This window comes from Enterococcus sp. BWB1-3 (genome assembly GCF_016745275.1).
Lineage (GTDB): Bacteria > Bacillota > Bacilli > Lactobacillales > Enterococcaceae > Enterococcus_L.
In genome coordinates this window covers 20,330-33,083 of the sequence record NZ_JADOEP010000018.1, presented here as the reverse complement: position 1 = coordinate 33,083, position 12,754 = coordinate 20,330, and the positions used below count along the sequence as shown (strand labels likewise).

At 37.4% G+C, this 12,754-nt stretch carries 11 protein-coding genes; 3 read left to right on the top strand and 8 right to left on the bottom strand.

Annotation, left to right across the window (positions count from 1 at the left end):
• The first annotated feature begins 57 nt into the window (after positions 1-57).
• Positions 58-831 carry a formate/nitrite transporter family protein gene (locus IW492_RS12415; RefSeq protein ID WP_202067955.1) on the top strand — a complete coding sequence of 258 codons (774 nt, stop codon included), beginning with the start codon at positions 58-60 and terminating at the stop codon, positions 829-831.
• 1,056 nt (positions 832-1,887) lie between these two features.
• Positions 1,888-2,925, top strand: a complete 1,038-nt coding sequence (locus IW492_RS12410; protein ID WP_202067954.1) for a LacI family DNA-binding transcriptional regulator — start codon at positions 1,888-1,890, stop codon at positions 2,923-2,925.
• A gap of 125 nt (positions 2,926-3,050) precedes the next feature.
• On the opposite strand, the gene IW492_RS12405 is transcribed toward IW492_RS12410, so the two are convergent.
• The 5 genes from IW492_RS12405 to IW492_RS12385 all read right to left on the bottom strand — a co-directional run bounded on the left by IW492_RS12405 (position 3,051) and on the right by IW492_RS12385 (position 7,695).
• Positions 3,051-3,239, bottom strand: coding sequence for a hypothetical protein (locus IW492_RS12405; protein ID WP_202067953.1), 189 nt, complete (start codon positions 3,237-3,239; stop codon positions 3,051-3,053).
• Positions 3,240-3,408: 169 nt separating this feature from the next.
• Complete coding sequence (locus tag IW492_RS12400; RefSeq protein ID WP_202067952.1) at positions 3,409-4,863, bottom strand: glycoside hydrolase family 1 protein; 1,455 nt, start codon at positions 4,861-4,863, stop codon at positions 3,409-3,411.
• Between the two features lie 140 nt (positions 4,864-5,003).
• Positions 5,004-5,453 (bottom strand): ribose 5-phosphate isomerase B, encoded by a 450-nt coding sequence (gene rpiB / locus IW492_RS12395; protein WP_202067951.1) that lies wholly within the window; start codon positions 5,451-5,453, stop codon positions 5,004-5,006.
• A complete protein-coding gene (locus IW492_RS12390; protein ID WP_202067950.1) occupies positions 5,450-6,109 on the bottom strand; it encodes a ribulose-phosphate 3-epimerase in 660 nt (219 codons plus the stop codon). Before IW492_RS12390 ends, rpiB begins: the two co-directional genes overlap by 4 nt.
• A 278-nt stretch (positions 6,110-6,387) precedes the next feature.
• Entirely contained in the window at positions 6,388-7,695 is a 1,308-nt protein-coding gene (locus tag IW492_RS12385; protein ID WP_229442042.1) for a PTS sugar transporter subunit IIC, read from the bottom strand.
• Between the two features lie 386 nt (positions 7,696-8,081).
• Between IW492_RS12385 and IW492_RS12380 the strand changes: the two genes are divergently transcribed.
• On the top strand, positions 8,082-9,488 hold the full coding sequence (locus tag IW492_RS12380; RefSeq protein ID WP_202067949.1) for a glycoside hydrolase family 1 protein: 1,407 nt from the start codon (positions 8,082-8,084) through the stop codon (positions 9,486-9,488).
• A gap of 513 nt (positions 9,489-10,001) precedes the next feature.
• Here IW492_RS12380 and iolB read toward each other — a convergent pair.
• The 3 genes from iolB to IW492_RS12365 all read right to left on the bottom strand — a co-directional run bounded on the left by iolB (position 10,002) and on the right by IW492_RS12365 (position 12,748).
• Entirely contained in the window at positions 10,002-10,823 is an 822-nt protein-coding gene (iolB, locus tag IW492_RS12375; protein ID WP_202067948.1) for a 5-deoxy-glucuronate isomerase, read from the bottom strand.
• A gap of 111 nt (positions 10,824-10,934) precedes the next feature.
• Positions 10,935-11,900, bottom strand: coding sequence for a transketolase family protein (locus IW492_RS12370; protein ID WP_229442044.1), 966 nt, complete (start codon positions 11,898-11,900; stop codon positions 10,935-10,937).
• Positions 11,900-12,748, bottom strand: a complete 849-nt coding sequence (locus tag IW492_RS12365; protein WP_202067947.1) for a transketolase — start codon at positions 12,746-12,748, stop codon at positions 11,900-11,902. The genes IW492_RS12370 and IW492_RS12365 overlap by 1 nt, the downstream gene beginning before the upstream one ends.
• Between the last annotated feature and the right edge of the window lie 6 nt (positions 12,749-12,754).

The following is a 12,754-nucleotide window of genomic DNA, read 5'->3' as shown; positions in this document are numbered from 1 at the left end:
AAAACTCAGATATCCTGAATTTTTCAGACACGCCCTAGTCAATTATTGGAGGTTACTATGCATTCACCTGAAGAAATTATGGAAATAAGCACACAAATGGGATACAAAAAAACGAAAAAAACACTGCAGCAAAAACTTATACTCGGCTTCATCGGGGGTGCAATGATTTCTCTTGGCTATCTTGCTTATATCCGTGTGATTTCCTCAATTGCACATGACTGGGGCAGCTTTGCTTCATTTATTGGTGCTCTGGTCTTCCCAGTGGGACTAATCGTGATTCTATTGGGCGGCGGAGAGCTGGTCACCGGCAACATGATGGCATTCTCTGCTGCCTGGTTTTCAAAAAAAATTTCCTTCATCGATCTCATTAAAAATCTAACAATCATCACCTTGGCCAATTTTGCCGGAGCCCTTTTCGTTTCTTATTTTTTAAGTCATCTTGCCGGCTTGACAAGTGCAGGTGTTTATTTGGAGGAAACCCTTTTGATTGCACAGACAAAAATCAGTGCACCGCCGGCAGCGGCATTTTTCTCCGGAATCGGCTGTAACTGGTTTGTCGGCTTAGCTGTCTGGCTCTGCTACGGTGCAAAGTCTGATGCAGGAAAAATCCTGGCTATCTGGTTTCCGGTAATGACGTTTGTTGCTATTGGATTTCAGCATAGTGTAGCAAACATGTTTGTTATTAGTGCTGCGATTTTTGAAGGCGGTGCTACTTGGAGCGGCTTTATCAGCAACTTTATTCCAGTTTATCTCGGCAATATTGTCGGCGGTGCTGTTTTCGTCAGTCTCCTCTATTTCTACGGTTTAGGGAAAAATAAACCGTCCGAATAAATAATATAAATTGAGCATCGGCGGAAGAGCCCTGGTAAAAGAGTACTGCTCCAAGAAGATCGAGATAATATTCTTCTGTTGATAAGTGAAGTAAATGAAGCTTATCAAAGCAAACGCATACCAGACGGATCTTCATCATTTTTAGAAATGATTTATGAAAGATTAACACACATATCATTGCACCTGGAAGAGCTTGAGAAAGAAGTCAGCGGAACCAGGAAGATATCACCTAATCCCGTCAAACAGAAGCGGTCCATCTTAAATAAAGCCCAGAAGCGAAAATTAACAGGCTTTTGTCCCGACCTCGTTGCAAATGGAAAGATGAGGGAAAAGTGATAAACTAAACCTATCATAAAAAAACTATTACTGCTTTAAATGGAGAAAAAGCAAAGAAGAAAAACGACAATCAAAGTCTTTCAAAAGAATTTTGCTCGCTGTTTTTCTTTTTTGACACCTTCCCCTTTCCTATGATTAGTCAAGGAAAAAATAAAAATGTTGGTACTTTTATTTTTTCCTTCAATTATGTTTGGAGTAATTTTAAAGGTCACTATATAACTATCAATCTCCCGAAAAAGCTAAAATTCCCAATAAAACAGCTAATTAAGGATTCTTTTTTCATAAACATCTTCTCTTTTATTTTGTGGTAATCCAAAATATATTCACCTGAAACCTCCAAATCCTTAATGTACAAGGATTCATAGCCTGCTTCTATTCTCCCTCCCATTATAACAATTTGATTATGTTACCATAGGTGGCAAAGCAAGTACTTTACACTGAGCAGCGTTGAGCTGCAATAATTGTTCTGGCACATTTTTTGCTATGCTTTTTATCCCTAGAACACTCAATGATGGCATCACTTTGCCAAGCGCATTAATTATTTAACCAGTTAGGTAATCGTTTCCTCGTCTGGAAAACAACACGGATAAATAGTTTTGTCAAGCCTAATATCGTATTTTTCTTTCAATCTACTAAATTAGCTAGTATACTCTTGAAATTTCAGAATAGATATGAGAATATCGAGTTAACGATTACTCATGAAAGGGTCGGATCGAAGCTATGAAGAAAATTTCAATCAAGGATATCGCTGAATTAAGTGGTGTATCAGTTGCCACTGTTTCCAGAGTTATCAATAATAATGGACGATTTTCAGAAGAAACTAAAAATAAAATTCTAGAGGTTATCAAATCAACCGGTTATCAAATGAATTATAGTGCTAAAAGTCTGCGTATGAACAAGTCCTTTTCTATAGGCATTCTTGTACCAGACATCAGCAACTATTTCTTTGCTGATGTCGTTCAAAAAATCGAAGAAATTCTTTTCAACAAAGGATATTCTACAATTATTTGCAATACTGCTCGGAACAGCACCAAAGAGACTGCCTATCTGCAAATGCTTGAAAGTAAAGGAGTGGATGGCTTAATCGTTATTTCGGGAGCCGAAGAATTCTCTTTTAATTATTCCAGACCAGAAAAGAATATTCCCTATATTTGTATTGACAGAGAGCCGAAAGTAAAGTCAGACACCATCTTCATTTCATCAAACCATTACCAAGGTGCATTTGAAGCGACTGAGCAGCTGATTGCCGCTGGTTGTCAAAACCCTGTAATTGCCATGCATTCAAGGAGATCGCCATCAGCACTTGAACGAGAAAACGGATTTTTTGATGCTCTGAAAAAAAATAGTATCATATTTGACCGCGAAAAAAGTAAACTAAACGTAGATATTTACGATGATAATTTCGAAGAATCAGTCAAACAATTTTTTGAGGAGCAAGACAATGTAGATGGAATTTTTGCTATTAATGATAATATCGGTTTAGAATTGATTGTTGTACTGAAGAAATTGGGCTTTAAGTTACCGAAGCAAATAAAAATTATCGGTTTTGATGATACGCCGCAAGATAAATACTCCTATCCTGCGCTGTCATCAGTAAAGCAGAATACAGCAAAAATTGCTCAGGTTACCGTTGATAATCTATTGGAAACAATCAGTAAGCCCAACTCAATAAACATCGGCAAATCCTTCCTTATACCTGTTGATCTAGTATTGCGTGAATCAATATATCCGGGAACGGATACGATAGGAAAGAGCTGACTCCTGAGAAATGGACAACGGAGCCGCTTCGAAAACTCACGAAAAATAATGGCCGCTGCTTAGAAGTCTATCAAAGCCCTTCTAAAAAAGCGGTCATTTTTTCCTGTGGGAAAGTTCTCTGTTTCCTACTGTCCAAAAAATTTGGACAGTAACGCTGCACTGATCACCCTTGCACTATCCTGAAATTCAGCGGGAATAACCCTTAAATAATCCGGGAAAATAAAATATTCTTTTGCTTTAGCTTCAATTTCATTGAGCAATTCAGGCTTACAAATGACTAACGACTTCCCGATGATCAAAGCCATCTGAATCACAAACAGTCTCTATAATCACATTTCGCAGTTCTATCTGGAAAATCCTTGCACTGATCATACTAAATTAGAGGTTAAACTGACGTCAGGATAGAAGTGCTTAGCTGCTCATTTATACGATTTTAAGGGAATGCGGACAACTTCTGCCACACTCCCAGACATTCTATTTTTGCTAATCTAAATCTTTCCCTTTGGAAGCAATAACTTTCTTATACCAATAGAATGAATCTTTTTTCATTCTATGCAAATCACCGATTCCATCATCATCCATATCAACATAGATAAAACCATAACGTTTATTCATCTGTCCAGTTGTGAATGATACTAAATCAATAGGTCCCCAGGTCGTATAGCCGAAAATATTGACTCCTTCTTCTCTGGCTTTCATTAGACTCTTGATATGACTTCTCAAGTAATCAATTCGATAACTATCATGGATTGAGCCGTCTTCTTCTATTTTATCGTAAGCCCCTAAACCATTTTCTACATCAAAAATTGGAACTTGATAGCGATCATTTAAGAAATGTAAAAAATATTCATAGCCTGTTGGATCAATTTGCCAGCCCCAATCCGAAGCTTTAAGATATGGATTAGCTAAATCCCCTTGCCCTCCAGCAGTCGCTAACTCCTTAATTTCATCTTTATGTGTCGTTGTGACACTAGACATATAATATGAATACGCTAAAAAATCTGCTTTACCTTCAATTAAATCTTTTTTATCCTGTTCTGTGATTTCTAATTCAACATTTTTCTCTTTCCAAATTCTTTTTGCATAAGAAGGATAATACCCTCTAATCATTGTATCGGCACAATAGCCAAATTTATTTTGGAATTCTTTATAGGCTGCCAGTACATCTTCTGGATCACAGGTATATGGATAGATACAGAAGCCTGCTGCCATACATCCAACACTGATATTTTTATCAATTTCGTGGGCTGCTTTAACCGTTTGTGCCGAAGCAACCATTTGATTATGCAGTTCAGTAAAGGCAGCTTGACCACCTTCTTTCCCTTCAAAATGGAGCAAAATATTGATTTCATTAAACGTCAACCATTTATCCACTAAATCTTTGTACTCACTAAGGCATACCTTCGCAAACTCTACAAATTGATGAATCATTTCTCTATTTGTCCAGCCGCCGTATGTTTCTTCTAAATAAACCGGTTCATCATACTTATATAATGTAATCACTGGGTCCATTCCGTATTTTCTGCATTCTTTAAATACATTGCGGTAGAATTCTATCCCCTCTTTATTTACGCCACCCTCTACACCAAGCGGAAAGATTCTAGCCCAGGAAACAGTTGTGTTGAAGGTTGTAAATCCCATTTCCGCAAATAGTGCAATATCTTCCTTATACCTATGATAGAAGTCAATCCCGATATGATTGGTATATCTTATATCATCAAATAAAGCATATTTTGCTCCTTCAGGTAAATGATCAAACTGTCTCATTTTTCCTCTTGTTCCATCCGAATTTTGAAAGTGAATGTATCGTCTGTCATTCGTAGTTCCAGCATCTCCAAAGTCCACTTGAACAGGACTCTTACCGTCTTCATTCCATCCACCCTCACATTGTGCTGCACTAATGGAGCCGCCCCATAAAAAATTTTCTGGAATTGTCATTCTTTCTCCTCCTATTTTTGTCACTTCCTTGATTGTCTTTTTTTCCATTTCTTCAATGAATCCTCATAAATCCGCCGGGCTTGTGAATAGTTTTGATCGAATAGTCAAGGTTCAAGTCATTAATCATTCTTAAGTCCATTTTATGCCTTTTGTCTTTCTTCAATATCTTTTAACATATCAATACGAATTTGGTGACGGCCTCCTTCAAACTCAGCATCTAGCCAACATTTTACAATCATTTTTGCAAGTTCACTACCAACTACCCGTGAGCCAAAAGCTAAAATATTGGTGTTGTTGTGTTGTTTGGATAATTGGGCTGAGTAAGGTTCACTACAAACAATCGCCCGTATCCCGCGGACCTTATTTGCTGCAATCGAAATACCAACACCTGTTCCACAAATCAAAATGCCGCAATCAAAATTTTTGCCGGCTACCTCTTCAGCCACCTTTTTGCCGTACGTTGGATAGTCTGTTCTTTCTGCCGAATCAGGTCCAAAGTCAGTCACAGCATATCCTAATTCCTCTAAGTAGGAAATAATCGTTGATTTTAATTCTATCCCTGCATGATCGCTGCCAATTGCAATGTTCATACTAGTTGTCCTCCCAATTCTTTTACAATCTCTTTATAGCTTTTCTCTTTACCGAATAGCGCTGACGTTCCTAAAACAAAGCCTGTTACTCCAACTGCATGTAATTCCTCAATTCTTTGAGGAGAAAGTGCTCCATCAACCATTACCTTAAATGAAAACAGTTTACCATAGCTGACCGCTTCTTCAATTTTGGGATTTACATAGTCAAGATACTTTTGACCGGCAAATCCAGGATTTACAGTCATGATCATCAGATAATCAATCAACGAAAAAATTTCTTTTATGGTATCCAATGACGTTCCCGGATTGATTGCTACCCCAGCTTTCATCCCTTTGCTTTTGATCATGTCCAAGGTACGTGCGTATTGCTTGTCAGCTTCTGGGTGGATATAGATGATGTCTACTCCAATCTGACTAAATAAATCAACGTAATTCCCAGGGTTTTCAATCATCAGATGGACATCAACCTTTTTTTTAGTAGATGAGCGAATCAATTGTAAATCCTGTAAGCCCATTGCAAAGTTTGGTACAAATATTCCATCCATAATATCAATATGAAAGATGTCAATACCGGCTTCATCAAGAGCTTTTGTATCCTCCTGAAGATTCGCAAAATTTGCACACATCATTGAAGAGCATAGTAAGCGTTTCATCATAGTTCCCCCTCTTATCGAGTAATCGTTTCCTCAACCTAAAATTATCATGGATAAATAGCTTTTCAAGACTAATATCACATTTTCTTTCAATCTACCAAATCAGCTAGTACACTCTTGAAATTTCAGGGTAACCATGAAAGCAGCGAGTTAACGATTACCCATGAAAGAATCCAGTAGCTGTGAAAAAAAGAAACCCAAGCGATTTGTAGTGAGCCCCTAATATTAGACCTAAAATCTAACACTTGGCGTTCGGTACAATTTGGCCTGAGCTTCTTTTTTTATTCATCTGCAGTTTCAATCTTATTCTCATTCTCCAAGGTTTTAACATAGACTTTCCAAAATGGAAGATACACGGCTAGTCCTATCAAGAAAGAAATAACCGGGATAATTAATGTTTTCCAGTCCCCAGTTCCTAATGGGCCTAGTAAAAATGGTGGTGTCGCCCATGGAATCAGTGCATAAAACTTCCCCAATAGCGGACTAGCCATCAAAAGGTAGCTGACACCTGTAGAAATTGTTCCGCTTAGTACAAACGGAATCATCAAATAGGGATTCAACGCTAACGGGAGCCCATAGATCACTGGTTCCACAATTGTAAATATCCCTGGTCCAATGGTTGTCCATCCCAGTGTTTTTAAAAACTTATTTTTTGAGATGATCATTAGAAAAATCAATGGCCATACAGCAGCAGTCCAAACGGTCAATCTCATCAATCCAGTTTGCCCCAGACCTGCCAATACATGGGGCAGCTCATTTGCAGGCGTTCCGCTTGCCAACGCTGCTGCGTTCTGATCAATCCACATTAATCCAAAAGGAGTAAATAATGTCAAGAACATATTATCCCCATGAAGCCCGATACTCCACAATAGTAATGGAATAAACGCTGCGATAATTGCGGTCCAAACAGAGTCAGATCCTGAAATAACTGGTTCCAATAGCGTAGTTAAGAATGATACAAAATCAAAATTGAAGGCAGTTCTAACCAACCAGGCTAGAGAAAATGAAACAGTGTATGGAATAAGTGCTCCAAAAGCATTTCCTACGTTTGGTGGAACAGAGCTCGGCATCTTGATGGTAATATGATGATCCAAACAAAATTTATAGATTCTTACACTAACTAAACTAGTAATAATACAAGCAAACAGACCTGTTGCACTGAAAGATTCAACTAAGATTCCACCCGATTCATCCAAACCACCAATTGTAAAGATAATAAACGTAGCAAGCCCCATTAACATCGAATTTTTTGTGTTGACGTTCTTTCTTTCTGCATAACTAAATGGAATAGCAGCCGAACAATATAAGGTCATAAACCCCAATGTTAAGCTATTCATCCAAGCAAACTTGCCTGCCAGAGGTGCTAAAAAAGGAATAAGCGCCTTGCCACTTGTACCAATATCCGGAGACCCCAATACATATAGAATGAGAAAAATGGAGCCGATCATTATAATTGGCATTACAGCTGTTAATCCATTGACGATTGAAGAAATTGAATCCAAATTTGCAAACTTACCTAAAGGACCCGAGATTTTCATAGTAAAATCAGCAACTTTATCCATGAACCCTTTTCCACTATTACTTGACATTATTATCACCCCTTCATGTAATCGTTTACCCATGCCTGAAAAAAATAATGTGAAAATTGTGTAATCGTTTACCTAATAAAAGTATAAAATATCTGATTTATCTTGTCAAGGCTAAATTAAACAGCCCTTGAAAATAGCTGCTCAAACAAGAAGCCTTTAGTTTATAGGAAAAAATCAGAATAATCCTTGACTTTTTCATTTCCTCTCTCCATAATAAAATCGAGTAATCGTTTACACAGGAAGTCACGAGAGCTACTATATTTATGTCTAGAAGACCTATTAATCCTACCAAGAGTGGAATTAAACAAATGACCGTTGTTGTATGAGTACTTGCGCAATTTTTAGAGAACTTGATTTTTATAAATAATTGTAAGGAGAATACTGCTATGGAAAAAATATTATGGGGTAGTTCTACCAATGCACAACAGTATGAAGGTGGATGGAATGAAGATGGCAAAGGCACGACTATTGCTGACGTACGTGTGCTAAAAAATGGTTATTCAGACTTTAAAACTGCCAGTGATGCCTATCATCGATATAAGGAAGATATCGAATTATACGCTGAAATGGGGTTCACTGTTTATCGCTTCTCTATGTCCTGGGCAAGAATTTTTCCCACTGGCAACAATAGCGAACCCAATGCAAAAGGTCTAGCTTTCTATGACACTATCGTCAACGAATTGATTGAAAAGGGAATTACACCGGTTTGTACACTCTATGCTTATGATCTGCCTGTAAATCTTTTAGAAGAATACGGTGGATGGCTGGATCGGCAATGTATTCAAGACTATAACCACTATGCATCTACCATCTTTAAACATTTTAAGGGGCGAATTAAGTACTATGTTCCATTTAATGAATCTAATTTGTTTCACTTAGATAGCGAATACATTGCTGGAAATAAAGATTTAACAAAAAAACAACTATGGCAGGCTGAGCATCACCTCACAGTTGCCTATGCTGAAGCTTGTATTGCTTGTCACCGCATTGATCCTCAAGCAAAAATTGGACCAAATAGCGCATTTCAGATGCTATATCCTGCCACCTGCGCCCCAGCTGACTGTTTAGCAGCTGCCAAAAGCTATTATGAGACAAATATTGCCTACCTGGATATTTATTGTCGTGGCGAATATCCAAAGTATTTGCTTAATAAGCTAGATAAAATGGATGCTCTTCCAGTCATTACAAAGGATGATGAAAAAAAAATGAAAGAAGCGAAACCAGATTATATTTCATCTACTTATTATTTCTCAAGTTTAGTTCGGGCTGCTCCGCTTCCCAAAGAAGATATTGAGGCAAATTATCCTGAACCTAAACAATTTCAAGGGGCGCTGGTTCAATATCGCTCCGGTGAAGAACTAAATCCTTATACAGATCGTACCGAATGGAATTGGACGATTGATCCAGCTGGTTTATACATTCAATTAATGGAAATCTACCAAAGATATCAGCTTCCGATATTGATTTTGGAAAATGGTATTGCGCATACGGAGGAGTTAGATAGTGATAATAAAATTCACGATGATTATCGAATCAAGTATTTAGCAGATCATATCAAAAAAGTTAAAGAAGCGATTTATGATGGTGTTGAAATCATCGGCTATCTCACATGGTCAGCAATTGATCTTCACAGCACAAGAGAAGGCTTTGTAAAACGCTACGGCTTCATCTATATTGATCGAGAGGAGCATGATCTAAGAAGCTTAAATCGTTATCCAAAAAAATCATTTTATTGGTACAAACGAGTGATTGCTTCAAATGGTGATGACCTTAGCTTAGAAATCGACTATTAACCTCTGAACTTTCTCAGTTCTTTACATTATTATGGGAAGAAGCTGTAACACACAAGGAAGAAAGAATCCAATCCTTCTTCTTATTAAAAATACAGAAAAACCGAGGGAAACGAAGAGAAATTATCGCAACAGTCCACTTAATAATTCGAATTATCTATAGGAGGTTAAAGGAAAAATATTACTATTTTAAAACACGGAGAAGAGTATTTAAAAAGAAGTATTTCAATAAGTAATATCACTATGGTACAAGCCAAAAAAGAGCTTTTCTTTAAAGCACAAGAGAAGGTCTTTTTTGTTTTTTTAGGAGAATTTTTTTATAAAAAGCGTTCAGCCTTGAGAACCAAGCGGATATCATACACGAACTGCTTCCGCGACTACTCGGACCACGAAAAGACTTAGTTTTTCTTTATACATGTGCAGCATTCCCTGATAATCATGTGCGAACAATTTTCTTTTTATTTTGGTATTTAGTTATGCTTTGTGTATAGATAGCTAAAAATGAGCCGCAACTTTTTATTCACGTTCATCAATCCAAGAATGGGCTGGATCTTTATAAAATGACCATGATTTGACGGGACCAGCCATAACATTCAAATAATAAGATTCGTAGCCATCTGGTACAGCTACTGGATGATAGCCTTCCGGACATAAAATGACATCGCCATTTTCCGCTCCAAATGCTGTATCAATTGTTCTATCGTCATTGTAAACACGCTGTAATACAAAGCCTTGCTGAGGATTGATTTCATGGTAATAGCTTTCTTCTAAGTATGTTTCTTCTGGATAATTATTAAATGAATGTCTATGCGGCGGATAGCTTGACGTATTCCCTGCTGCTGTATAAACCTCGGTCATCAGTAGACTGTCAGCAATTGATGATTCATCATCCAGCATCGTGTTTACAAGTCGCTTATTCAAATATTTCCCACGTTCAACAACACTGTTTTCTTCAGCTTTGATTAATTTAGTTGGTAACTGCTTAGAAGAAGGAGCATAGCCAATTGCAATAGCTGCCGGAGTCTCAGCAATAATTTTGTAAGTATGATCATTAGAAATGTAGACGCTGTCTGTAGGATTTTTATCAAAGACACAATTTCTTTTTCCAATGTGTGCAAAAACATTGTCTCCTTCTATAACTGTTACCTTTCCGGTCAGTACAAGCACACACGCTTCTTTATCCATTGTATCTTCTTCAAATTCTGCTCCTTTATCCATGTCGAGCTTTTTAAATCCTACATAAGCAAACGGTGAATTTTCAACAGTAATTTCATGCTGTAAAATTACACCATCAGAAATTTTTTTGTTCTTAGGTTTTCTTTGTAAATATGAATTCATTTTAAAGGCTCCTTTATGATTTTTCCTGCTTAAAAAGAAAATTTTTCATTTAGTACCTCATTAATTTGTTAATAGTCCGTTATTCCTTACATTCTCTCATTTGCTGTTCATTTACTTTCGTTTAATTGTTTTTAATGCTTTTTCAACGATATTGTCAGCAGTAAGTCCATAAATCTCTTTTAAGTATTCAACACTTCCAACTTGTCCAAATTGATCTTCTACCCCAATACGTGCCATTGGTACTGGTCTATTTTCAGCTAAAACTTCTGCTACCGCACTCCCCAATCCGTTGATATAATTATGATTTTCAGCTGTAACAATTGCTCCAGTCTCGTTTGCTGCTGTGATAATAATCTCTTTGTCAATTGGTTTAATCGTATAAATATTGATGACTCGAGTTGATATCCCTAATTGTTCTAGTTTTTCAGCTGCCTTCATTGTCTCACTGACCATAATTCCACTGGCGATCAACGTCACATCCATCCCATCTTTCAACAGGGCACCTTTCCCAATTTCAAAAGTAGAGCCGTCTTCATAAATTCCTATAACATTTTTACGTGAGAGGCGTATATAATATACTCCAATCAATTTTTCAAGTTGGCGTATGACATCTGCCAGCATTACAGTATCTGTAGGTTCTATAATGGTTACGGTTGGGAATCCACGCATAATCCCTACATCTTCAAACGGCATATGCGTTGCTCCATTGAATGCTGCAGTAACTCCAGGATCACTCCCGATGATACGAATATTAGCTTGTGCAAAAGCTGCAGACACAAAAACCTGATCTGCAGTGCGACGTGCAGCAAAACAAGCAAAGGTGTGCACAAAAGGAATCAAGCCTACAGCGGAACTCCCTGAGGCCATACCAATCATATTAGCTTCTTGAATTCCACAATTGATCATACGTTCAGGAAATGTCTCGCCAAACTTCACCATTCCGACAGAATTCATCAAATCAGCATCAAAGCCTATGACTTTGTCATTCTCAGTTGCTAATTCGATTAGCGTATCACAATATACATCCCGCATTGCTCTTTTTTCAATCGTTAAATCTCTCAGCACTCCATATGACATTATTCGTTTTCACCTCCTGTTTGTTCATCCAGTTTCACTTGCAGCTCTTCAATTACTTGATCACACTGCTCTGATGTAAAGGTCATGTGATGATTATATTTTTGTCCTTCAGCAAAATAGACTCCTTTTCCTTTTAAAGTATTTAAAACAATCATTTTTGGTTTTCTTTTTTCTCTTTTCCCCAACTCAATTGCCGATTTTATTGCTATTGCATCATGACCGTCTACTTCGATTGCATACCAACCAAAATCTTGAAATTTTTGTCGTAAATCACCCAAATTCAAGATGTCATCTGTATAGCCATCGAGTTGTTGTTTATTGTAATCGATAAATGCAATCAAATTCCCTAATTTGTGATGAGGTGCGAATAATGCTCCCTCCCAAATCTGACCTTCATCTGATTCTCCATCACCAATCAGCAAATAAGTATAATTCTGTTTGTTAAGAATCTTGTTACCTAAGGCAATTCCAATAGCTGTAGACATTCCTTGTCCCAAAGAGCCCGTACTATAGTCTATTCCAGGTGTCTTATTGCGATCACAATGACTAGGTAAGCGGGTCCCATTAGTATTGATTGTCATTAGTTCTTCTATCTTGAAAAAACCTTTTAGTGCAAGTGCAGCATATAACCCCGGTCCAGCATGCCCTTTAGACATAACAAAATAGTCTCGCTCGTTCCAATCTGGATTTTTCGGATCAACCTTCATTACCCCACCATACAAAACACCCAATAAATCAGCTGCCGACATAACACCGCCAATATGGCCAAAGCCTAATTTTCCGAAAGCTTTCATTGCTTCAATCCTAATTTTTGTCGCATAAAATTGATATTTTTTTTCATCATTCATTCTGTT